The sequence below is a fragment of the Stenotrophomonas bentonitica genome, from assembly GCF_013185915.1.
Lineage (GTDB): Bacteria > Pseudomonadota > Gammaproteobacteria > Xanthomonadales > Xanthomonadaceae > Stenotrophomonas > Stenotrophomonas bentonitica.
Genome location: NZ_JAAZUH010000002.1, coordinates 62,817 through 84,525, shown reverse-complemented (window position 1 = coordinate 84,525; position 21,709 = coordinate 62,817). Strand labels below are relative to the sequence as shown.

19 protein-coding genes and 11 tRNA genes are annotated in these 21,709 nt (G+C 65.5%); 6 read left to right on the top strand and 24 right to left on the bottom strand.

Annotated features, from left to right (window positions below):
• Window positions 1–18 precede the first annotated feature (18 nt).
• Entirely contained in the window at window positions 19–1,068 is a 1,050-nt protein-coding gene (locus HGB51_RS11375; protein ID WP_070207960.1) for a glycosyltransferase family 9 protein, read from the top strand.
• A 21-nt stretch (window positions 1,069–1,089) separates the two neighbouring features.
• Here HGB51_RS11375 and HGB51_RS11370 read toward each other — a convergent pair whose 3' ends face one another.
• Entirely contained in the window at window positions 1,090–1,485 is a 396-nt protein-coding gene (locus HGB51_RS11370) for a DUF6165 family protein (RefSeq protein ID WP_070207961.1), read from the bottom strand.
• Between the two features lie 269 nt (window positions 1,486–1,754).
• A tRNA-Ser gene (locus HGB51_RS11365) sits at window positions 1,755–1,845 on the bottom strand.
• Between the two features lie 171 nt (window positions 1,846–2,016).
• On the opposite strand from HGB51_RS11365, the gene HGB51_RS11360 reads away from it, so the two are divergent.
• Window positions 2,017–2,721: a PP2C family protein-serine/threonine phosphatase gene (locus HGB51_RS11360; RefSeq protein WP_070207962.1), complete on the top strand. Its 705-nt coding sequence runs from the start codon at window positions 2,017–2,019 to the stop codon at window positions 2,719–2,721.
• Window positions 2,722–2,758: 37 nt separating this feature from the next.
• Here the strand turns inward: HGB51_RS11360 and dnaQ are convergent, their stop codons facing one another.
• From dnaQ to HGB51_RS11345, 3 genes are read right to left on the bottom strand one after another with little or no spacing between them, the layout of a single operon-like run.
• The gene (gene dnaQ / locus HGB51_RS11355) at window positions 2,759–3,484 is read right to left on the bottom strand and encodes a DNA polymerase III subunit epsilon (protein ID WP_070207963.1); all 726 of its coding nucleotides are present in this window, start codon (window positions 3,482–3,484) and stop codon (window positions 2,759–2,761) included.
• Window positions 3,485–3,488: 4 nt separating this feature from the next.
• The gene (gene rnhA / locus HGB51_RS11350) at window positions 3,489–3,941 is read right to left on the bottom strand and encodes a ribonuclease HI (RefSeq protein WP_070207964.1); all 453 of its coding nucleotides are present in this window, start codon (window positions 3,939–3,941) and stop codon (window positions 3,489–3,491) included.
• Between the two features lie 12 nt (window positions 3,942–3,953).
• Entirely contained in the window at window positions 3,954–4,598 is a 645-nt protein-coding gene (locus tag HGB51_RS11345; protein ID WP_070207965.1) for a methyltransferase domain-containing protein, read from the bottom strand.
• A gap of 11 nt (window positions 4,599–4,609) precedes the next feature.
• On the opposite strand from HGB51_RS11345, the gene gloB reads away from it, so the two are divergent.
• Window positions 4,610–5,377 carry a hydroxyacylglutathione hydrolase gene (gloB, locus tag HGB51_RS11340; RefSeq protein ID WP_070207966.1) on the top strand — a complete coding sequence of 256 codons (768 nt, stop codon included), beginning with the start codon at window positions 4,610–4,612 and terminating at the stop codon, window positions 5,375–5,377.
• Window positions 5,374–6,576, top strand: coding sequence for a lytic transglycosylase domain-containing protein (locus HGB51_RS11335; protein WP_070207967.1), 1,203 nt, complete (start codon window positions 5,374–5,376; stop codon window positions 6,574–6,576). The genes gloB and HGB51_RS11335 overlap by 4 nt, the downstream gene beginning before the upstream one ends.
• A gap of 156 nt (window positions 6,577–6,732) precedes the next feature.
• Here HGB51_RS11335 and HGB51_RS11330 read toward each other — a convergent pair whose 3' ends face one another.
• The 16 genes from HGB51_RS11330 to HGB51_RS11255 form a co-directional block, all read right to left on the bottom strand.
• A complete protein-coding gene (locus HGB51_RS11330; RefSeq protein WP_070207968.1) occupies window positions 6,733–8,706 on the bottom strand; it encodes a peptidyl-prolyl cis-trans isomerase in 1,974 nt (657 codons plus the stop codon).
• Window positions 8,707–8,827: 121 nt separating this feature from the next.
• A tRNA-Asp gene (locus HGB51_RS11325) sits at window positions 8,828–8,904 on the bottom strand.
• An 88-nt stretch (window positions 8,905–8,992) separates the two neighbouring features.
• Window positions 8,993–9,069: transfer RNA gene (locus HGB51_RS11320), tRNA-Asp, on the bottom strand.
• 86 nt (window positions 9,070–9,155) lie between these two features.
• Window positions 9,156–9,232, bottom strand: a tRNA-Asp gene (locus tag HGB51_RS11315).
• Between the two features lie 27 nt (window positions 9,233–9,259).
• Window positions 9,260–9,334: transfer RNA gene (locus HGB51_RS11310), tRNA-Val, on the bottom strand.
• A gap of 11 nt (window positions 9,335–9,345) precedes the next feature.
• Window positions 9,346–9,618, bottom strand: a complete 273-nt coding sequence (locus tag HGB51_RS11305) for an HU family DNA-binding protein (protein ID WP_070209523.1) — start codon at window positions 9,616–9,618, stop codon at window positions 9,346–9,348.
• A 205-nt stretch (window positions 9,619–9,823) separates the two neighbouring features.
• The gene (gene lon, locus HGB51_RS11300; protein ID WP_070209522.1) at window positions 9,824–12,289 is read right to left on the bottom strand and encodes an endopeptidase La; all 2,466 of its coding nucleotides are present in this window, start codon (window positions 12,287–12,289) and stop codon (window positions 9,824–9,826) included.
• Between the two features lie 142 nt (window positions 12,290–12,431).
• The gene (gene clpX / locus HGB51_RS11295; RefSeq protein ID WP_070209521.1) at window positions 12,432–13,721 is read right to left on the bottom strand and encodes an ATP-dependent Clp protease ATP-binding subunit ClpX; all 1,290 of its coding nucleotides are present in this window, start codon (window positions 13,719–13,721) and stop codon (window positions 12,432–12,434) included.
• A gap of 104 nt (window positions 13,722–13,825) precedes the next feature.
• Window positions 13,826–14,452, bottom strand: a complete 627-nt coding sequence (clpP, locus tag HGB51_RS11290) for an ATP-dependent Clp endopeptidase proteolytic subunit ClpP (RefSeq protein WP_070209520.1) — start codon at window positions 14,450–14,452, stop codon at window positions 13,826–13,828.
• A 66-nt stretch (window positions 14,453–14,518) separates the two neighbouring features.
• Window positions 14,519–15,814, bottom strand: coding sequence for a trigger factor (gene tig / locus HGB51_RS11285; RefSeq protein ID WP_070209519.1), 1,296 nt, complete (start codon window positions 15,812–15,814; stop codon window positions 14,519–14,521).
• A gap of 199 nt (window positions 15,815–16,013) precedes the next feature.
• Window positions 16,014–16,098, bottom strand: a tRNA-Leu gene (locus HGB51_RS11280).
• Between the two features lie 119 nt (window positions 16,099–16,217).
• Window positions 16,218–16,293: transfer RNA gene (locus HGB51_RS11275), tRNA-Lys, on the bottom strand.
• A 207-nt stretch (window positions 16,294–16,500) separates the two neighbouring features.
• Window positions 16,501–16,576 (bottom strand) — tRNA-Lys (locus HGB51_RS11270).
• Between the two features lie 85 nt (window positions 16,577–16,661).
• Window positions 16,662–16,738, bottom strand: a tRNA-His gene (locus HGB51_RS11265).
• Window positions 16,739–16,785: 47 nt separating this feature from the next.
• Window positions 16,786–16,862: transfer RNA gene (locus HGB51_RS11260), tRNA-Arg, on the bottom strand.
• 46 nt (window positions 16,863–16,908) lie between these two features.
• A tRNA-Pro gene (locus HGB51_RS11255) sits at window positions 16,909–16,985 on the bottom strand.
• Between the two features lie 153 nt (window positions 16,986–17,138).
• Here HGB51_RS11255 and HGB51_RS11250 point away from each other — a divergent pair.
• Window positions 17,139–17,897: a Bax inhibitor-1/YccA family protein gene (locus HGB51_RS11250; RefSeq protein WP_070209467.1), complete on the top strand. Its 759-nt coding sequence runs from the start codon at window positions 17,139–17,141 to the stop codon at window positions 17,895–17,897.
• An 88-nt stretch (window positions 17,898–17,985) separates the two neighbouring features.
• Here HGB51_RS11250 and HGB51_RS11245 read toward each other — a convergent pair whose 3' ends face one another.
• From HGB51_RS11245 to grxC, 3 genes are all read right to left on the bottom strand, one after another.
• Window positions 17,986–18,993, bottom strand: coding sequence for an isocitrate dehydrogenase (locus HGB51_RS11245; RefSeq protein ID WP_070209466.1), 1,008 nt, complete (start codon window positions 18,991–18,993; stop codon window positions 17,986–17,988).
• Between the two features lie 161 nt (window positions 18,994–19,154).
• Window positions 19,155–19,547, bottom strand: a complete 393-nt coding sequence (locus tag HGB51_RS11240) for a carboxymuconolactone decarboxylase family protein (RefSeq protein WP_070209465.1) — start codon at window positions 19,545–19,547, stop codon at window positions 19,155–19,157.
• Window positions 19,544–19,840 carry a glutaredoxin 3 gene (grxC, locus tag HGB51_RS11235; RefSeq protein WP_070209464.1) on the bottom strand — a complete coding sequence of 99 codons (297 nt, stop codon included), beginning with the start codon at window positions 19,838–19,840 and terminating at the stop codon, window positions 19,544–19,546. Before grxC ends, HGB51_RS11240 begins: the two co-directional genes overlap by 4 nt.
• Before the next feature lie 108 nt (window positions 19,841–19,948).
• Here grxC and HGB51_RS11230 point away from each other — a divergent pair, with 108 nt between their 5' ends.
• Window positions 19,949–21,589 carry a M48 family metalloprotease gene (locus HGB51_RS11230; RefSeq protein WP_070209463.1) on the top strand — a complete coding sequence of 547 codons (1,641 nt, stop codon included), beginning with the start codon at window positions 19,949–19,951 and terminating at the stop codon, window positions 21,587–21,589.
• Window positions 21,590–21,709: the final 120 nt, after the last annotated feature.

Below are 21,709 nucleotides of genomic sequence, written 5' to 3'. Positions count from 1 at the left end.
TTCGAGTCTAACAACACCATGGCATCAGCGTCCTCTTCCTTGTGTCTTTTGCGTTTGTCCGCGCTGGGCGACGTCACCCACGTGGTGCCGCTGGTGCGGACCCTGCAGCAGGCACGGCCGGGCGTTGAACTGCACTGGATCATCGACAAGGTCGGGCACAAGCTGCTCGACGGCCTGCCGGGCGTGGTCTTCCATGCCTACGACAAGAAGACGGGCGTGGCCGGCATGCGCGCCCTGCGCGCCGAGCTGCCGCCGGGACGCTTCGAGGCGCTGCTGCAGATGCAGGTGGCCTTCCGCGCCAACGTGCTGTCGGCCTTCGTACCGGCGGTGCGCCGGATCGGCTATGACAAGGCACGCTCGAAGGACCTGCATGGGCTTTTCATCAACGAGCGCATTCCCGACCGCCCGGGCATCCACGTACTGGACGCGATCGGCAGCTTCGGCGAGCCGCTCGGCATCCGCCAGACCTCGGTGAGCTGGGACCTGGCGGTGCCGCCGGCGGCCGTGGAGTGGGCACAGGCGCAGTGGCAGGACGATGGCCGGCCGGTGCTGATGATCTCGCCCTGCTCCAGTCACGTGCGCCGCAACTGGTATGCCGACCGCTATGCCGCGGTGGCCAACCATGCGATCGCGCGCGGCTGGCGGGTGGTGCTGTGCGGGGGCCGCAGCGAGCTGGAACGCGGCATGGCCGACGCCATCCAGGCCCAGCTGTCGACCCCGGCGCTGGACCTGGTGGGCAAGGACACCCTGAAGCAGCTGCCCGCCCTGCTCGCCCGCGCCGCGCTGGTGATGACCCCGGACTCGGGGCCGATGCACATTGCCAACGCGATGGGTGCCAAGGTGCTGGGCCTGCATGCGGCCAGCAATCCGCACCGCAGCGGCCCCTACTCGGACCGCCGCTACTGCGTGGACCGCTACGACGATGCGGCGCGCAAGTTCCTGGGCAAGCCGGCCAGCGACCTCAAGTGGGGCACCAAGATCGAGTTCGACGACGTGATGCAGCTGATCACCGTGGAAGACGGCATCGCCGCCTTCGAGCGCTACATGGCGGACCAGGCGACCCGGTAACGTGCCGGGCCCCTCACGCCATCACTTGGCGTGCCTGTACGACTTCTCTTCAACAAACAGCGAACCCAGCGCACTGTTGAGATCCTTCTTGATCCGCGCCCGCTCATCGTTGTTCAGATAGACACTGCGTGCCAGCGCGACGAAGGCCTCATCGAATTCCCCGGCCTGGTCCTTCAGGCGGATGTTGTCCTCGATATCCCAGAGCTTCTCGTTGATGTCCTTGAGCTCCGCGCGCAGCTTGGCGATGTCCCGGACCCCGGCCGGATGCGCCATCCAGGTCTTCTCCAGCGCACTCAACTCCGCACGGATATTGGCCAGCTTGGCCGGATCGCTGATGCGCTCCGACTTGATCTGCAGGATCGAGATCTTGTCGAGCAGCTCACCAAAAGAGACGGGAACCGAAATTTCTGCGGTCATGGGGGGGGCCGTTGATTGGAATGCAATGAGTCTACCGGGCAAACCAGCCACGCAGGGCGTGGCTCTACCCCATCGCAGCAAAGCGCATCAGCAAAGATGTGCACCCGCGCACCCACCCAAATGAAAAAGCCCCTCTGTTGAGGGGCTGCCCCGACAGGGGCGGGGAGAGGAAGCGTGCGGGGGCAACGGCGCAACGCGCCGTTGCAATCCCCCCCTCTCCGTCAGAGACGCAAAAAAGGCCACCCAATGGGTGGCCTTTTTTGCGAATCTGGCGGAGAGGGGGGGATTCGAACCCCCGAGGCGCTATAAACGCCTGCCTGATTTCGAGTCAGGTACATTCAACCGCTCTGCCACCTCTCCAGATGGTCCCCGGCGAACCGGGGAGCGAATAATACGGTGAGGACGCGCCGACGGCAAGCCATTCCGCCGTTGCCGATGAATTTCTTCTGTATCGATGCCTTGCCGGATGTCCGCAGGGCCGCGATCATGCCGTTATCCCTCAGCAATACACTCCCTGGCCTGCGCGCGACCATGATCGAATTCGGACACCTGACCCACCCTGGCCTGCGCCGTGACCTCAATGAGGACACCTATTACGGGGACGGCGAACTGGCACTGTGGCTGGTGGCCGACGGCATGGGCGGGCACGCCTGCGGCGAGGTGGCCAGCGCGCTGGCGCGCGAGACCATCGTGCGCGAGATCCGCCAGGGCGCCACGCTGGCGCACGCGATCCGGGTGGCCGACGAGGAAATCATCCGCACCTCGCGCCGCCGCAACGACAGCCTGCCGATGGGCACCACGGTGGTGGCCGCGCGCGTGCAGGGCAACCGCTATGAAGTGGCCTGGGTCGGCGACAGCCGCGCCTACCTGTGGCGCGACGGCAGCCTGGCCCAGCTCAGCCAGGACCACAGCGTGGTCCAGGAAATGGTCGCCCAGGGCAACCTGACCGCTGAACAGGCCCGCGCCCACCCGCACCGCAACGTGGTGACCCAGGCGCTGGGGGTAACCGATCCGGCGCACCTGAACGTAGCCACGACCACCGGCGAACTACGCCCGGGCATGCAGCTGCTGCTGTGCAGCGACGGGCTGACCGAAGAGGTCGAGGACAAGGACATCGCCCGCACCCTGGCCTACGACGACGCCAGTGCGCAGGAATGCGTGGACACGCTGGTGGCGGCCGCGCTGGATGGCGGTGGGTCGGACAACATCACGGCGATTCTGGTTCGTTGCCATTGAATTACGTGGTTGCCGGCCGGCGGCCGGCACTACGGAATCACGCTACGGCTTCTTCGACCTTCGGGCCGTCCCAGATCGCGTGGCCGGCCTTCTTGCGCAGCTTGGCCAGGCGCGCGTCGTGCGCTTCCAGCTCCGAGGCGGTGGCGACCACGCGCGGGCGTGGCAGCAGGCGGCTGGTATCGAAGGTCTGCGCCTGTGCGCTGCCGGGACGGATGTCGTCGGCCGCACCGAAGCCGATTTCCTCCTGGCCCGAAGTCAGCGCGATGTACACATCGCCCAGGATCTGGGCATCGAGCAGGCCGCCATGCAGCTGGCGGTGCGCGTTGTCCACGCCCAGCCGCTTGCACAGGGCGTCCAGCGAATTGCGCTGGCCGGGATAGCGCTCGCGCGCCATCTTGAGGGTATCGATGACCGTGCAGCGGTCGGTGATCTTCCCGTACTGGTCGCCCAGCAGCGACAGCTCGTAATCCAGGAAGCCCAGGTCGAACGCCGCGTTGTGGATGATCAGCTCGGCGCCGTCGATGTAGGCGAGGAACTCCTCGGCGACCTGCGCGAACGCCGGCTTGTCGGCCAGGAATTCCAGGGTCAGGCCGGTGACTTCCTGCGCGCCCTGTTCGAACTCGCAGTCGGGCTTGAGGTATTGGTGGTAGTTGTTGCCGCTCGGGCGGCGCTCAAGCAGTTCCACACAGCCGATTTCGACGATGCGGTTGCCCTTGCGCCATTCCAGGCCGGTGGTTTCGGTGTCGAGGATGATCTGACGCATGCGCTCAGTGTACCGGGCCGCCGGCGCGGATACGGATCGCGGCGTCACGCGCCAGCGTGTCCACCCGCTCGTTGTCCGGGTCGCCGGAATGCCCCTTCACCCAGCGCCAGTCGATGCTGTGCTTCTGCGTGGCCGCGTGCAGCCGCTCCCACAGGTCGCGGTTCTTGACCGGGTCGCCGCCGGCGGTCTTCCAGTTCTTGCGGATCCAGCCCGGCAGCCACTGGGTCAGGCCCTGGCGCACATACTGGGAATCGGTGAACAGCACGATCTCGCACGGCTCGGTCAGCGCTTCCAGGCCGGAAATGGCCGCCATCAGTTCCATCCGGTTGTTGGTGGTATGCGCTTCGCCGCCGCTGAGCTCGCGCTCGTGGCCCTTGTAGCGCATCAACGCGGCCCAGCCGCCCGGGCCGGGGTTGCCCAGGCAGGAACCGTCGGTGTGGATTTCAATGGTTTTCAATACAACTCCAGATCAGGTCGCCACGGTACCGTGCCAGCGGCGTACCGGCAGTGGCTTGGGTCCCGGCAGGGCCAGGGTGCGTTTTTCGGCGGAGAACAGGCAGGCCGCGCGCAGCGCGGCAACGCTGCGCCGCCCCGGTGCCTGGTCGCGCCACATCGGGCCCAGCCAGTCCAGCGCGTCGCAGGCCAGCCCGGCCTGCTCCAAGGTGTGCCGCAGCCGTTGCGGGGTGCGCACCACCAGTCCGTGGTGGCGCCACTGGCGGCGGAACGGACTGAACGGGTTGAGCGTGGACAGCCACAGGCGGCCACCCGGCATCAGCACCCGCTCGCATTCGGCGATCAGCTGCTCTGCGTCGCGCGCGGTCACGTGCTGCAGCACGATCGCGTTGACGCTTTCGCTGGGAAACGGCAAGGGCAGCGCACAGGTGACATCGCCGGTGTAGCCCCGCGCGGTGCGGTACAGGCGTATTCCCTGGCCCGGCAGGGTTACGGACTCCTGCCACGACGGGGTCGGCGCGATCCACAGCCACGGGGTCACCGGGTGCGAGGCCAGCACCGGCTCCAGCGCCTGCCGCTCCAGATCGCGCAGCACCTGCGCCGGTTCAGTATCAAACCAGGATGCGACGGAAGCTTGACGGAGGCTCGGCACGGCGGGCATGGTCCAATTCTATGCGACTGACTGCCCTACCCGCATTCGCGGACAACTACATCTGGGCGCTGGTCGCCGACGACGGCCGCGCGATCGTGGTCGACCCCGGCCAAGCCTCTCCGATACTGGCTGCGGCAGCGCAGCAGAACTGGCGTCCGCACACCGTTCTGTTGACCCACCACCACGACGACCACATCGCCGGGGTGGCCGAGCTGCAGGCCCGGTATCCCGGGCTTGCGGTGCTGGCCCCGGACGATCCGCGCATTCCGATGGCCACCCGGCGGGTCGCCGGGGGTGAACGCGTTCAGGCACTGGGGCTGGAGATCGACGTAGTATCCGTGCCCGGACACACCCGTTCGCATGTCGCGTTTCACACTGCTGAACATCTTTTCAGTGGCGATTCGCTGTTCAGCCTGGGGTGTGGACGCATGTTCGAAGGTACGCCGCCCCAGCTTCTGGCATCGCTGAAGAAGCTGGCGTCCCTGCCGCCGCACCTGTTGATGTGCTGCGGACACGAGTACACCGTGACAAATGCCGTCTTCGCGCGGCATGTCGACCCCGCCAACGCCGCGCTCGCGCGACGCCAAGAGGAGGCCCTGGCCATGCGCCGCGATGAACGCCCTACGCTGCCCGTTGCACTGGCCAGCGAGCTGGAATGCAATCCGTTCCTGCGTACCAACACCGATGCTGTCCGTGCTGCGGTAAGCCAGCACCTCGGCCGCCCCGTTACCGATGAAGTCGATGTCCTGGCGGGTCTGCGGGGCTGGAAAGACGGATTCCGAACATGAGTCGGCGATGGTTGCCGCTCGCGGCCGGCCTGGCAATCGCCCTGGCCGGCACCGCGGGCGCCCAGTCGTTGAGTGCAGGAATGTCGCAGAACGTGGCCGGGCTTTCGCAGCTGCCGCTGGATCCGGCTGCCCTGCCCCCGGCCTCCGTCCGCAACGGCCAGGATATCTTCGCCAGTTTCCGCGAGGGCCTGGCCGAACCGACCTGCGACGCCGAGGCCACCAGCCCGCGCTGGCAGAAGCAGTTCGCACACGCGCCGTCGCGCCTGGCCAACCAGGATGACGATGCACTGGTGTTGTTCGGCTACGTGGTCGAAGAACTGCGCAAGGCCGACCTGCCCACCGAATTCGCACTGATCCCGTTCGTGGAAAGCGGCTACCGGCCCAATGCCCGCAATGGCAGCGGCCCGGCGGGGCTGTGGCAGTTCATCGCCAGCACCGCGAAGAACCACCGCGTGCAGATGACCAGCGGCTATGACGGTCGCCTCTCGGCCGCCGATTCCACCCAGGCCGCGGTGCGCTACCTCAAGACCCTGCACGGCATGTTCGGCGGCGACTGGCGCCTGGCCACCATGGCCTACAACGCCGGCGAGTACCGCGTGCTGCAGTCGCTGCGCAAGGCCGGCATGAACGCGCAGAACGCGCGCCCGCAGGCGCTGCCGGGGCTGTCGCCGATCACCTACGCCTATGTCGAGAAGCTGCACGCGCTGGCCTGCGTGCTGGAAGACGCTGAAACCTCGCCCGGCGTGATGGCCTCGCTGGACCGCACCGTGCCGGTGCTGAAGGGCCATACCTTGCCGGCCGGCACCAGCGTGCAGCAATGGGCGGCACAGCGCGCCCTGGATCCGGCCCGCATTGCCCGGCTCAACCCGGCCCTGGCCAGCGGCAAGGGGCGTCCCAGTGGCCAGGTGACGGTTCTGGCCCCGGCGACGCATGCGCCGGCCGATACCTCGGTGATGGTGGCGCAGGTGGAAGCGCCGGTGGCCGACACGGTCAGCCCGGGTACGGACGCCGTGGCTGCCAGCCGCACCGTGGCCAGTGCCGACCGTCCGCGTGCGCGCCGCCACACGGTCCGCAATGGCGAGTCTGCGTGGACGATTGCCAAGCGTTACGGAATGCCGTTGAAGGCGCTGCTGTCGTTGAACAACCTCAGCGGCAGCAGTGTGTTGAAGCCAGGCGCTGTACTGCGGGTGGAAGACTAGAGCTCAGCTTCGGTTGGGGTCATGCCCTATCGGATGTTGGCGATGCACGTGCGGTCGATTGGGATGCGACCCTACCTCGGAAGGTAGATCGCGGAACGCAGAACGCAGAAGGCCCGGCATTGCCGGGCCTTCTTTGTTTCCAGAATCAGCGCACCGTTAGAGGTTCGCTTCTTCTACCTGCACTTTGTAGGACTTGCGCAGGGCCTGCACGAAGTCCTTGGCGGCGGCCATGCCGTCGACCTGGTCGAGCTGGTCGCGGAACTGCTTCTGCTGCTCGGCCGGCACTTCGGCCAGGTTCGGCGGACTCACCTTGTTGACCGCGAACACGACGTAACGGTCCTGCACGGCGACCTTGCCGTAGCTCGGCTTGCCTTCAGCCGGCACCGGGGCGGCGAACACGGCCTTGTTGATCTCCGGGGTCGGCACCGGCTGGGTGCGCGGCAGGCCCGGCAGCGGGCTGAGCTGCAGCTTCTCTTCAGCAGCCAGCGCCTGCAGGGTCTGACCGGCCTTGAGCTTGGCCAGCAGCGCGTCAGCGGCCTTCTCCGAGGCCTGGCGGGTACGGTCGGCGCGGATCGCGGCGATCACCTGGTCGCGCGCCTTGTCCAGCGGCAGTGCCTGTTCCGGGCTGTGGTCGGTGACGCGGATCAGCACGCTGTGGTCCGGCGCGAGCGGGATCGGATCGCTGACGGTCCCGTCCTGCACCAGCACGTCGGAGAACGCGGCACGCAGCACCGCCGGGTTGGCGGCAATGCCGCTGGCGGTGGCACGGCTGAACGGACCAATGGTCTGCACCGGCAGCTTCACCGTGTCGGCCGCGCTCTTGAGCGAGGTCGGGTTCTTGTAGACCTCGTCGACCAGGCGGCCGCTGAGTTCGGAGAACGCGCCTTCGGTGTCGGCCTTGAGCTGCTCGGCGGCCAGCTGGTCGCGCACTTCTTCGAACGGACGCTCCTGGCCACCCTTGATCTCGCGCAGCTGCAGCACGTGGTAACCGAACTCGGTCTTGACCGGTGCACTCACCTCGCCCGCCTTCATCGCAAACAGCGCGTCTTCGAACGGCTTGACCATCGCGCCACGCTCGACCCAGCCGAGGTCGCCACCGGTGCCCTTGGAACCGGTGTCGTCCGAATTGGCCTTGGCCAACGCAGCGAAATCGGCACCCGGTGCCTTGGCCTGTGCGGCCAGCGCGGTGGCCTTCTCTTCGGCGGCCTTGAGCTTGGCCGGATCGCTGCCGTCGGCGGCGATCAGGATGTGCGACGCCTGGCGCGCTTCGGGCGTGGCAAAGCGTGCCTTCTCGTCGGCATAGCGCTTGCGCAGCGCCGCCTCATCGGCCGGCGCGGCAGCCGGCAGGCTCGCAGCGTTGATGTCCACGTACTCCAGCGACACGGTTTCCGGCTGGCGGAAATCCTTGCCGTGGCTGTCGTACCACTGCTTGATCTGCGCGTCGGTGACTTCTGCGGTGTCTGCAGGCAGTTCCGGCAGCGCGGCGATTTCCACGTCGCGGGTTTCGCCCAGCAGGTTCATCATGCGCGTCGCTTCGGCACTGGTGACGAAGCCGGAGTTCTGCAGCGCGGTCGGAATGACCGACTGCTGGATGTTCTCGCGCACCAGCGCTTCGAACTGGGCCGGCGTACGCGGCGGATTGCCGGTGCTCAGCGCCAGGCGGTACTGGTCCTGGTTGAACTTGCCGTCGGCGCCGACGAAGGCCGGGATGGAGGCGATGGTCTCGCGCACCAGGGCGTCGCCGATGACGATGCCGGACTGTTCGCCGGCCAGGCGCACGACCTGTTCGTCGATCATCTGGTCGAGCACGGCCAGCTTGCTTTCGGTGCTTTCGAACTCGCGCGGGTCGAAGTTCTCGCCCTGCTGCTGGCGGGCCTGCTGGCGCGCCTGTTCGAAGCGGGTACGGAAGTCCTGTGCGCTGATCTCATGGTGCTGCCACAGGAACGAGACCGGCCACCACGACGGCGCCGAACGCCACCAGGTCGGCGGTGCTGCCACCTTGGCCACGTTCTGCGCACCGACACCGCCCAGATAGCTGGAGTCGATCACGAACAGGAACGGGATCATCAGCAGGCCCAGGATCACGGTAACGATCCAGCCCGAGGTCTTGTCGCGAAGTTTCTGCAGCATGGGAGAAATCAAGGCCCGATTGGCGAATCCGGCAGTGTACCCCGCTTCGCGCCGCTCCCCAACAGGGACGGGCGACAGGCAAAAGAAAAGCCCCTGGTTTTCACCAGGGGCCTTCAAGAATTGGCGGAGCGGACGGGACTCGAACCCGCGACCTCCGGCGTGACAGGCCAGCATTCTAACCAGCTGAACTACCGCTCCGCGCTTGAAACTTTGCAGGCGCTCATTATATCCGAAGATATTCAGAAAACCCACCCCGATATGCAGCTTTTCGAGGATTTTTTGTAACTGGCGGAGCGGACGGGACTCGAACCCGCGACCTCCGGCGTGACAGGCCAGCATTCTAACCAGCTGAACTACCGCTCCGCACTAAAACCTTCTGCTGCCTTCCACCACGATCTGGATCGTCGCAGAAAACAAGGCCCCCGATCGCTCAGGGGCCTCGTTGAAACTGGCGGAGCGGACGGGACTCGAACCCGCGACCTCCGGCGTGACAGGCCAGCATTCTAACCAGCTGAACTACCGCTCCACATTTCAAACTTCTACTGGCGGTGCCTGGTGGGTGCTGAGGGTTTCGAACCCCCGACCCTCTCCGTGTAAAGGAGACGCTCTACCGCTGAGCTAAGCACCCCAGCAAGCCGCTTAGTTTACGGCATCCTTCAGGGCTTTGCCAGCCTTGAACGACGGATTCTTCGACGCAGCGATCTTGATGGTGTCGCCGGTCTTCGGGTTGCGGCCGGTACGAGCGGCGCGGTCACGCACCTGGAACGTACCGAAGCCCACCAGGGTCACTGCGTCGCCGCCCTTCAGGGCCTTGGTGACGGCAGCGATGACAGCATCGACGGCGCGAGCCGAATCGGCCTTGGTCAGGTCGGCGGTTTCGGCAACGGCGTCGATCAATTCGGTCTTGTTCATTCTGTACAGCTCCTTTGGCGGGGACTCCGCATGTTCGACAGTAGAGCATCCGACCCGCAACGTGGCCGGACACCAGTGAGTTCTCGATTCGCACCGATCAACGTTCTGCTGACCTGCGAGTGGTGCTTTTATACCAGCGCACCCCTACCCGCGCAAGCTGAAAAGCCAATAACGACGCGGGTTTCGGGCAATTCCGCAGCGCGCGTCAGTGCTTGACGCGCGTTGTGGAAGCTGTCTTGCCCTTGCTCCGCACTGTGACGCGTTGCCCATCCTTCTTCGGCTTGGGCTGCGTCAGCGGCGTTTCCAGTGCCAGGTCGAGCACCTCTTCGATCCACTTCACCGGAATGATCTTGAGGTCGCGGGTGACGTTGGCCGGAATGTCGGCCAGGTCCTTGCGGTTCTCCTCGGGAATGATCACGGTGGTGATGCCACCGCGCAGCGCGGCCAGCAGCTTTTCCTTCAGCCCGCCGATCGCGGTGACGCGACCACGCAGGGTGATTTCGCCGGTCATCGCCACTTCGGCACGGATCGGCACCTTGGTCAGCATCGACACCAGCGAGGTCACCATTGCGGCGCCGGCACTGGGGCCATCCTTCGGCGTAGCACCATCGGGCACGTGCACGTGCACGTCGTGCTTCTGCAGGAAGTCGGCGTCGATACCCAACCGTTCGGCACGCGAACGCACCACCGACAATGCGGCCGAGGCCGATTCCTTCATCACATTGCCGAGCTGGCCGGTGAGGATCATGGCGCCCTTGCCCGGCACCAACGTGGATTCAATCTGCAGCAGGTCGCCACCGACCTCGGTCCAGGCCAGGCCGGTCACCAGGCCGATCTCGTTCTGTTCCTCGGCACGGCCGAAGTCGAAGCGGCGCACGCCCAGGTACTTCTCCAGGTTCTTGGCATTGACCACCACCAGCGCCTTCTTCTTCGCCGCGACCTTCTTGCCGGCCTTGGCCTGCTTGACTGGTGCGACCGGTCCGCCCAGCGCGATTTCCTTGACCACCTTTCGGCAGATCTTGGCCACTTCGCGTTCGAGGTTGCGCACGCCGGATTCGCGCGTGTAGTAACGCACCACGTCCTGGATGGCGTCGGCTTCGATCTCCAGTTCCTCCGGCTTCAGGCCGTTGGCCTTGAGCTGCTTGGGCACCAGGTAACGCATCGCGATGTTGAGCTTTTCATCCTCGGTGTAACCGGGGATGCGGATCACTTCCATGCGGTCCAGCAGCGGGCCGGGAATGTTGAGCGAATTGGAGGTCGCCACGAACATCACTTCGGACAGGTCCAGGTCCACTTCCAGGTAGTGGTCGTTGAACGCGTTGTTCTGCTCGGGGTCGAGCACTTCCAGCAGCGCCGAGGACGGGTCGCCACGGAAGTCCATCGACATCTTGTCGATCTCGTCGAGCACGAACAGCGCATTCTTGCTGCCGACCTTGTTGAGGTTCTGCACGATGCGGCCCGGCATGGAGCCGACGTAGGTACGACGGTGGCCACGGATCTCGGCTTCGTCGCGCACGCCGCCCAGGCTCATGCGCACGAACTTGCGATTCGTCGCCTTGGCGATGGACTGGCCCAGCGAGGTCTTGCCCACGCCCGGCGGCCCGACCAGGCACAGGATCGGGCCCTTCATCTGCTTCACCCGCGACTGCACCGCCAGGTATTCGAGGATGCGGTCCTTGACCTTGTCCAGGCCGAAGTGGTCGGCGTCCAGGGTGTCCTGCGCGACCTTCAGATCCTTGCGGACCTTGGTGCGCTTCTTCCACGGCACGCCCAGCAGCCAGTCCAGGTAGTTACGCACCACCGCGGCTTCGGCCGACATCGGCGACATCTGCTTGAGCTTGTTGAGTTCGGCCTTGGCCTTGGTTTCCACCGGCTTGGGCATGCCGGCGTCGGCGATCTTGCGCGCCAGCTCTTCCAGCTCGCCGGGCGCGTCGTCGAGGTCGCCCAGTTCCTTCTGGATCGCCTTCATCTGCTCGTTGAGGTAGTACTCGCGCTGGCTCTTCTCCATCTGCGACTTGACCCGGCCGCGGATGCGCTTTTCCATCTGCTGCACGTCGATCTCGCCGTCGACCAGGCCGACCAGCATCTCCAGGCGTTCGCCGATCTGCAGGGTTTCCAGCAGGCGCTGCTTGTCGGCCAGGCGCACGCTGATGTGCGCGGCGATGGTGTCTGCCAGGCGCGCCGGTTCATCGATGCCGGCCAGGGTCTGCAGCAGCTCCGGCGGCAGCTTGCGGTTGGTCTTGACGTACTGCTCGAACAGCGACATCAGCGAGCGGGCGATCGCCTCGATCTCGCGCGGTTCGCGCGACTCGTCCGACTCGATTTCCGAGGCCACGCCCTGCAGCGCGCCGTTGCGCTCGGTCACCTGGGTGACGTTGACCCGCGACAGGCCTTCGACCAGCACCTTGATGGTGCCGTCGGGCAGCTTCAGCAGCTGCAGGACCTGGGCCAGGGTACCGACCTGGTAGAGGTCGGCCGCGGTCGGGTCGTCGGTCTCGGCCGACTTCTGCGCGAGCAGCAGGATGCGCTTGTCCGCTTCCATCGCCTGCTCCAGCGCGTGCATGGACTTGTCGCGGCCGACGAACAGCGGAATGACCATGTGCGGGAACACCACCACGTCACGCAGCGGCAGTACCGGCAGGTCGAGAGTCTCAGTAGGGGAACGGGCCATGAGGGCTCCAAAGGAACGGTGGGGATGGCCTCCGGGCAGCTTCACCCGGATACAAAAAAGCCGATGGCCCCGTTATGGGGCCATCGGCGTCCAGATGCAAGATGCTCTGAAAAAACTCCATCAATTCAATTATTTGAATCGATTATTCAGCACCTGCGGCCTTCTGTTCAGGGGCCGGCGGGGTCTGGTAGATCAGGTACGGTTCGGACTTGTGCTCGATCACCGATTCGTCCACCACCACCTTGCTGACGTTTTCCGCCGAAGGCAGGTCGTACATGGTGTCCAGCAGGACCGATTCGACGATTGTGCGCAGGCCACGGGCGCCGGTCTTGCGCTTGAGCGCCTTGCGGGCGATGGCCGACAGGGCGTCCGGGCGGAACTCCAGCTCCACGTGCTCCATCTCGAACAGCTTCTTGAACTGCTTGGTGATGGCGTTCTTGGGCTCGGTCAGGATCCTGACCAGGGCGGCCTCGTCCAGCTCCTCCAGGGTCGCCACCACCGGCAGGCGGCCAACGAATTCCGGGATCAGGCCGAACTTGATCAGGTCTTCCGGCTCGACTTCGGCCAGCACCTTGCCCACTTCCTGCTTGCGCTCGGAGCTCTTCACCTTGGCCCCGAAGCCGATGCCGCCGGCGTCGTTGGAACGGGCCTGGATCACCTTGTCCAGCCCGGCGAACGCGCCGCCGCAGATGAACAGGATGTTCTTGGTGTCGACCTGCAGGAATTCCTGCTGCGGGTGCTTGCGACCGCCCTGCGGCGGCACGCTGGCCACGGTGCCTTCGATCAGCTTCAGCAGGGCCTGCTGCACGCCTTCGCCGGACACGTCACGGGTGATCGACGGGTTCTCGCTCTTGCGCGAGATCTTGTCGATTTCATCGATGTAGACGATGCCCTGCTGCGCCTTCTCGACGTCGTAGTCGCACTTCTGCAGCAGCTTCTGGATGATGTTTTCCACGTCCTCGCCCACGTAACCGGCTTCGGTCAGCGTGGTGGCGTCGGCCATGGTGAACGGCACGTTGAGCAGGCGGGCCAGGGTTTCGGCCAGCAGGGTCTTGCCCGAACCGGTCGGACCGACCAGCAGGATGTTCGACTTCGCCAGTTCGACTTCGTCGTTCTTCTGGCGGCTCTCGATGCGCTTGTAGTGGTTGTACACAGCCACGGCCAACGTGCGCTTGGCCCGGTTCTGGCCAATCACGTACTGGTCGAGGACTTCGAGGATTTCCTTCGGCTTGGGCAGCGAACTGCGCGCCGACTGCGCCTTTTCCTCGAGCTCTTCACGGATGATGTCGTTGCACAGCTCCACGCATTCATCGCAGATGAACACGCTGGGCCCAGCAATCAGCTTGCGCACCTCGTGCTGGCTCTTTCCGCAGAAAGAGCAGTAGAGGATCTTGCCGGTGTCCGTGGAACGACCTTGGCGGTCTTCGCTCATGCTTCGCTTACCCAGTTACCCCACCCGCTGAACGGGGGTTCGATTCGAGAATAACACAGGGCCGGGAGGACGCCAGTCCACCCGGACCCTGCGGAAACAGGCCATCAGGCCGGGGTGATCGACTCTTCCGGACGGCGCTCCAGCACCTGGTCGACCAGGCCGTAAGCTACCGCGTCGGCCGCGCTCTTGAAGTTGTCGCGCTCGGTGTCGCGCGCGATGGTCTCCAGCGACTGCCCGGTGTGCTTGGCCAGCACCTCGTTCAGGCGCGCACGCAGGGTGAGGATCTCACGCGCGTGGATGTCGATGTCCGTGGCCTGGCCCTGGAAGCCGCCCAGCGGCTGGTGGATCATCACGCGCGAGTTCGGCAGCGCATAACGCTTGCCGGCCGCGCCGGAGGCCAGCAGCAGCGCGCCCATGGAGGCGGCCTGGCCGACGCAGATGGTGCTCACGTCGGGCTTGATGTACTGCATGGTGTCGTAGATCGCCATGCCGGCGGTGACCACGCCACCCGGCGAGTTGATGTAGATGCTGATGTCCTTTTCCGGGTTGTCCGCTTCCAGGAACAGCAGCTGCGCCACCACCACGTTGGCCATGTGATCGTCGATCGGGCCCACGAGGAAGATCAGGCGCTCCTTCAACAGGCGCGAATAGATGTCATAGGCGCGCTCGCCGCGGCTGGTCTGTTCGACCACCATCGGAACCATGTTCAGGGCTTGGGTTCGGTTGTCCATTTCTGAGGCACCTATTTGGGGGAAACCACCCCGCGCCTGGGGCGCGGGGCATGTAACGCCGCCCGCTTACTGGCGGATGGCGTCCTGGAACGACAGCGACTGCTCGGTGTGCTGGGCGCGCTCGGCGATCCAGTCGATCACCTGCTCTTCCATCACGCGGTTCTGCAGCCCACTCATCAGCTGGGGGTCGTTGCGGTACATCTCAATGACCTGTTCCGGCTCTTCATAGGTCGAAGCAATCAGGCGCATGGTTTCGTTCAGGCGCTTCGGGTCCAGGCGCAGATCGTTGCGGCGGGCCACTTCACCGACCAGCAGGCCGACCAGCACGCGCTTGGCGGCGGCGTCCTTGAAGCCTTCGTGGGCGTCGGCCGGGATCTCGCCCGGGTTGCGGCCGCTGCGGCGGATCTGTTCGACCTGCTGGGCCAGCATGGCGCGGGCTTCGTTGTCGACCAGGCGCGGGGGCATTTCCACCGAGGCGTAGGCGGCGATCAGCTGCTCACCGACTTCCTTGCGCAGGCGGTTCATCAGCGCGCCCTTGAGCTCGCGCTCCAGGTTGGCGCGGATGTCCTTGCGGAACTGTTCCACGTCGCCGCCCTTCACGCCGAAGCTCTTGATGAAGTCGGCATCGACTTCCGGCAGCACCGGCTCGGACACGTCCACCGCCTTGACGGTGACCTTGACCTGCTTGCCGGCCAGGGCCGGCACGCGCCAGTCGGCCGGGAATTCGACGTCCAGGGTCTTCTCTTCGCCCTTGGCCAGGCCGACCAGGCCCTGTTCGATCTGCTCGAACATCATGCCCTGGCCCACCACCACACTGCCCTTCTCGGTGCCTTCGGCCGGCAGGCGCTCATCGCCGGCCTGCGACCAGGTTTCCAGTGCGACCAGGTCGCCGTCCTGGGCGCCACGGGTCACCGGGCTCCAGCTGCGGCGCTGTTCGCGCAGGTTGGTGATCATCTGGTCGATGTCGCCGTCGTTGATCTCGGCAGTGTGGCGCACCACGGTCAGCTTGCTGACGTCGACGTCGCCGAAGTCCGGCACCAGTTCGACGGTGGCGACGAACGAGAACTCGCCGTCATCGCCCTTGTCGATGCGCGGCGCACCGGCGATGCGCAGCTCGTGCTCGCGGATGGCGGCATCGAAGGTTTCGCGCAGCAGGCCGTCGACGGCTTCGCTGCGGACCTGCTGGCCGAAGCGCTGCTCGATCACCTTGGCCGGCACCTTGCCCGGGCGGAAGCCCTTGATGCGCGCGGTGCGGGCGATTTCGCCCAGACGGCCGCTGATGTGGGTCTGCAGGCGGTCTTCCGGCAGCGAGAAGGTCAGGCGGCGTTCCAGATTGCCGGTGGATTCGATCGAAGCTTGCATGTTGACTCCTGCCAACCGGTGGGCACGCCCCCGGCACGATGTGATTGGATGAAACGGGTTGGGAACGCGGGTCGTGGACGCGCCTGCCCGCCGCAGCCCTGTAGTTTCGCCGATAACGGCCAGCGCCGCCAGCATGCGGCCGGAAGCGTCAATCAGAGGCCTGTTCAGGCAATCCCGTCCGGGGCCGATGCCCGGTACCTGGTGCGAAAGGGGGGACTCGAACCCCCACGCCTTGCGGCACTGGAACCTAAATCCAGGGCGTCTACCAATTCCGCCACTTTCGCAGGACGCGCAGTATACCCGGGGATGCATGCCCGATTGGGTAGAGCCACGCCCTGCGTGGCTGCACCGCCGGATCACGCCCAAGAAAAAAGCCACCTGGCTGACCAGGTGGCTTTCGTCTTGGTGGGCTGTCAAGGATTCGAACCTTGGACCTATTGATTAAGAGTCAACTGCTCTACCAACTGAGCTAACAGCCCGAAAATCGGGAGGCGAATTATGACGCACTGCCGCAGGAGTGCGCAAGGGGTTTGTATGAATGAACGATCACGGATCGGGAAGGACACGCATGGCGTGTCGCTACGCGTGTCCGCGGCCGTGGCGTAGAGACATGCCACGCGTGTCCCACGCAATCCCGGAGCGCGCGCAAGAAAAAAGCCACCCGGCTGACCGGATGGCTTCTGTCTTGGTGGGCTGTCAAGGATTCGAACCTTGGACCTATTGATTAAGAGTCAACTGCTCTACCAACTGAGCTAACAGCCCTGAAACTCTCAGGCGACAAGTGTAACGTTTTCGCCTTTTTTTGCAACCCCGATTCACTTTCGGCGAATCGGATACATCAAATCAGTGGGGTGGCTGAGGGGATTCGAACCCCCGACCACCGGAATCACAATCCGGTACTCTAACCAACTGAGCTACAGCCACCACTGAAACCTTTGAATTCTTTTGAATCACCTGCCGCATGCGCCAAGTGGCGCGCCCGACAGGAATCGAACCTGTAACCGCCGGCTTAGAAGGCCGGTGCTCTATCCAGTTGAGCTACGGGCGCCCTGACCGGATTGTCGCATTCCCATCCCGGTTTGAGCAGCGGGACGTGGTCGGGGTAGAGGGATTCGAACCCCCGACATCCTGCTCCCAAAGCAGGCGCGCTACCAGACTGCGCTATACCCCGGTGGTTTCATCCCTCGAGGTTCCCCCCGAAAGAGTCGGCTATTGTGGGAATCGTCGGCCCATCTGTCAACGGTTTTCACAGAGTTTTTCACATCCGCTATGCTCGGCCCAGTACCGGATGGACCGGAACCCTACCCCTTCAAGGAGATTGGCAATGCGCAGCGGCAACCCCGCACTTTCCGAGTCGACCTTCCTCGACCTGGCCAGTGGCTCGGTCGTGACCTCGCCCGACCAGGCGATGACCATCAACGGCACGGTCAACAAGACCGGCATCCTGCTGCTGCTGACGGTCATCACCGCCGCCTTCGCCTGGAGCCAGACCATCGGCGCCGACGGCCAGATCGCACCGGGCGCGATGATCTACGCCATCGGTGGCGCGATCGGCGGGCTGATCCTCGCCCTTGTCACGGTGTTCAAGAAGGAATGGTCGCCGGTGACCGCGCCGATGTATGCACTGGTGGAAGGCTTCTTCCTCGGTGCGATCTCGGCCGTGTTCGAAGCACGCTTCCCGGGCATCGTGTTCCAGGCCGTGCTGCTCACCTTCGGCACCCTGTTCGCGCTGCTGGTTGCGTACCGCAGCGGGCTGATCAAGGTCACCGAGAACTTCAAGCTGGGCGTGGTCGCGGCCACCGGCGGCATCGCGCTGCTGTACCTGGCCTCGTTCGTGCTCGGCTTCTTCAACATCAACGTGCCGGTGATCCATGAAGCCAGCTGGCTGGGCATCGCCTTCAGCCTGTTCGTGGTCGTGGTCGCCGCGCTGAACCTGGTGCTGGACTTCGACTTCATCGAAAACGGTGCGGCAGCGCGCGCGCCCAAGTACATGGAGTGGTACGGCGCGTTCGGCCTGATGGTCACGCTGGTGTGGCTGTATGTCGAGTTCCTGCGGTTGCTGTCCAAGCTCAACCAACGGTGATGCTGTAGTGCCGGCCGCTGGCCGGCTCCACGGAACCCCAAAAAAAAGGGCCGCGAAAGCGGCCCTTTTTCGTTCCGTCGCGAACCCCTTACAGGCGGCTGGCGATGGCCTGGGCGAAGCCCATGGTGTTGCCGGTGCCGCCGAGGTCGCCGGTCAGCGAGTCCTTGGCTTCCAGGGTAGCGACGATCGCCTTGCGCAGACGCTCGGCGTTCTCGGTCTGGCCGACATGGTCCAGCATCTGCGCGGCCGCCAGCAGCAGCGCGCACGGGTTGGCCTTGCCCTGACCGGCGATGTCCGGCGCGGTACCGTGCACGGCTTCGAAGATCGCCGCGTTCTCACCGATGTTGGCGCCCGGGGCCAGGCCCAGGCCGCCGACGAGGCCGGCGCACAGGTCGGAGATGATGTCGCCGAACAGGTTGGTGGTGACGATCACGTCGAACTGTTCCGGACGCATCACCAGCTGCATGCAGCAGTTGTCGACGATCATTTCCTGGAACTCGATGTCCGGGTACTTGGCCGCCACTTCGCGGGCCACGGCCAGGAACAGGCCCGAGGTCGACTTGATGATGTTGGCCTTGTGCACCGCGGTGACCTTCTTGCGGCCGGTGCTGCGGGCCAGCTCGAAGGCGTAGCGCACGATGCGCTCGGAACCCTTGCGGGTGATGCGGGTGCCGGAGAACGCGGTCTCGCCGTCGGCCGACACTTCCTGGCCTTCGGCCAGGTAGGCGCCTTCGGTGTTCTCACGCACGGTGATCAGGTCCACGCCGTCGCCGAAACGCGACTTGGTGTTCGGGAACGACACCGCCGGACGCACGTTGGCGTACAGGTCGAAGTGGCGACGCAGGCTGACGTTGATCGAGGTGAAGCCACCACCGACCGGCGTGGTCAGCGGGCTCTTCAGGGCGATCTTGTTGCGTGCGATCGACTCCAGGGTCGAAGCCGGCATCAGGTCGCCATGCTTTTCCAGGGCGACCAGGCCCGCGTCGGCGTCTTCGTACTCGAAGCCGGTGTTGAGCTTGCCGAGCACGAACAGGGTGGCGTCCATGATCTCCGGGCCGATGCCGTCACCGCGGATGACCGTGATTTTCTGCGTCATTTGATCTGTTTCCGAACCGAGGGGGAGCGCCGTCAAGCAGGTGCAGGAGCACCGGCGCAAGGGAAGTTTCACCCGCAATTATGCCTTACCCGGCCCGGGGACCCCAAATAGACCAAGGTGGCAGGCGCTGCACCGGCTGCCGGCCGGTGCAGCCCGATTCATCAATGTTCGTGGGCGTCCGGGGCGGCGGCGCCGCCTTCCAGCTGGTCCAGGAAGTCCACCGCCCGGCGCAGGTGCGGGATCACGATGGAGCCGCCGACCACCAGGCCGACCGAAAAGGTCTCGAAGAACTCTTCACGGGTCACCCCGGCGTCCTTGCACTGGGCCACGTGGTAGCTGATGCAGTCGTCGCAGCGCAGCACCATCGAGGCGACCAGGCCTAGCAGCTCCTTGGTCTTCACATCCAGCGCGCCGGCCTGGTAGGTCTGGGTGTCGAGCGCGAAGAAGCGCCGCACCACCTGGTTGGGCTCGCCCAGGATGCGCTGGTTCATGCGCTGGCGGAACTCGGTGAACTCGGCGATCCGGTCCTTGCTGGCGTCGTCGGCGGCGCTCATGCGGCGGTCCCGTTCAGCAACGGCTCAAGCTTTCCGGCCTGGTGCAGCGCCATCATGTCGTCGAAGCCGCCCACATGGGTCTCGCCGACGAAGATCTGCGGCACGCTGGTGCGCTTGGTCTTGGCCATCATCTTCTGGCGCTCTTCCGGGTCCAGGTCGATGCGGACCTCGGTCCACTCGCGGCCCTTGCTCTTCAGGAAGTTCTTGGCCGCCACGCAGTAGGGGCAGACCGCGGTCGAATAGATGGTGATGGCGGGGGTCCCACCCGGGTTGGAAGCGACATCTTGGCTCACGGGAAACTCCACAACGGAACGATTGTCTGTATATGGTAGCCCTGCGTCGGATATTCCATGTCATCACCGCAACACAGTGACTCAACCACCGCTTCCAGGAGTACCCGCTTGCGCCCTCTGCTGCTCTCCGCCGCCCTGACCCTGGCCCTGGCCGCGCCGTGGGCGTCGGCCCAGGACAGCAAGCTGCCGGACATCGGCTCCTCGGCTGGCGAGCTGCTGACCCCGGCGCGCCAGGCCGAGTACGGCGGCATGATGCTGCGCGAGCTGCGCAACTACGGCTACCTGCTGGACGACCCGCTGGTGGATGACTGGCTGCAGACCATGGGCGCCCGGCTCGGCTCCAACAGTGCCCAGCCGCGCCAGTCCTACACCTTCTTCATGCTGCGCGACCGCCAGATCAACGCATTCGCCACCCTCGGCGGCTATGTCGGGGTCAATGCCGGGCTGGTGCTGACCGCCGAGCGCGAAGACGAGGTGGCCGCCGTGCTGTCCCACGAAATCGCCCACGTCACCCAGCAGCACGTCCTGCGCGGGGTGGAACGGGCCCAGCGCGACCAGATCCCGATCCTGCTCGGCATGCTGGCCGCGGTGGTGGCCGCGCAGCAGGCCGGTGGCAATTCCTCCGGTGACGCGACCATGGCCGCGATCACCTCGGGCATGGGGTTGATGCAGCAGCGCCAGATCAACTACACCCGCAGCAACGAGTCCGAGGCCGACCGCCTGGGCATCCGCACCCTGGCCCGCAGCGGCTACGACGTGGACGCGATGGCCGGTTTCTTCGAGCGTATGTCCGCCTCCATGCGCGGCAATGCCGGCGGCTACTCGGTGCCGGACTTCCTGCAGACCCACCCGGTCAACACCACCCGCATCAGCGAAGCCAAGGCCCGCGCCGAGCAGATGAAGAAGGACACGGTGCTGCTGACCACCGAGGTCCCCGGCGGGGTCCGCCAGGAGCGGGTGAACCCGACCGACCCGGCGCTGTCCGAGCCAGTCGTCCAGCGCAACAACCCGCTGCTGCCGGCGTCCATGCAGTTTTCGGTGAACGCGCTCAGCCGGGGCGCCAGCGGCCAGTTCGACTGGGCCCGGGAGCGCCTGCGCGTGCTCAGTGCCGACACCCCAGGCGACCTCGCCACCGAGTACCAGAACCTGCAGCGCGCGCAGAAGAACGGCCTCACCGAACCGCAACGCTACGGCCTGGCCCTGGCGCGGCTGCGCAACAGCAACCCGACCGAGGCGCGACGCGACCTGGCCGCGTTGCTGCAGGACCACCCCGATAATCTGTGGGTGGCGCTGGCCCTGGGCGAGGCCGAATCGCGCAGCGGCCAGAAGGCCGAGGCCAACGCCCGCTTCGACACCCTGCTGCGCCAGCACCCGGGCAGCCGGCCCGTGGCGCTCACCTACGCGGAAATCCTCAACGAACAGGGCGGCCGCGAGGCCGGTCAGCGCGCCCAGGCGATGCTGCGCCCGCTGCTGGCCCAGAGCGGCAACGACCCGGTGTTCCAGCAGCGCTATGCCCGCGCCAGCGAACTGGCCGGCGACACCCTGCGCGCCAGCGAGGCCTACGCCGAGGCCGCGTTCCTGAACGGCCGCCCGGAACAGGCGCTGATCCAGCTGCAGGCACTGAAGAAGCGCCCGGACCTGGACTACGTCGGCCGCGCCCGGGTCGACGCCCGGATCGAGAGCATCACCCCGACCGTGCTGGAGATGCGCCGCCAGGGCATCGACGACCCCGAACTCGAGCGCCGGTAGCCCCGGCCGTTGGCCGGATCTGGGTGCCGTAAAGATGACGTGAAGATTGCAGCCCCGTCATCATGGTCACAAACATGTCATGAAACCGTAGTCTACTGGGCCCAATCCCGGTCTGATGAG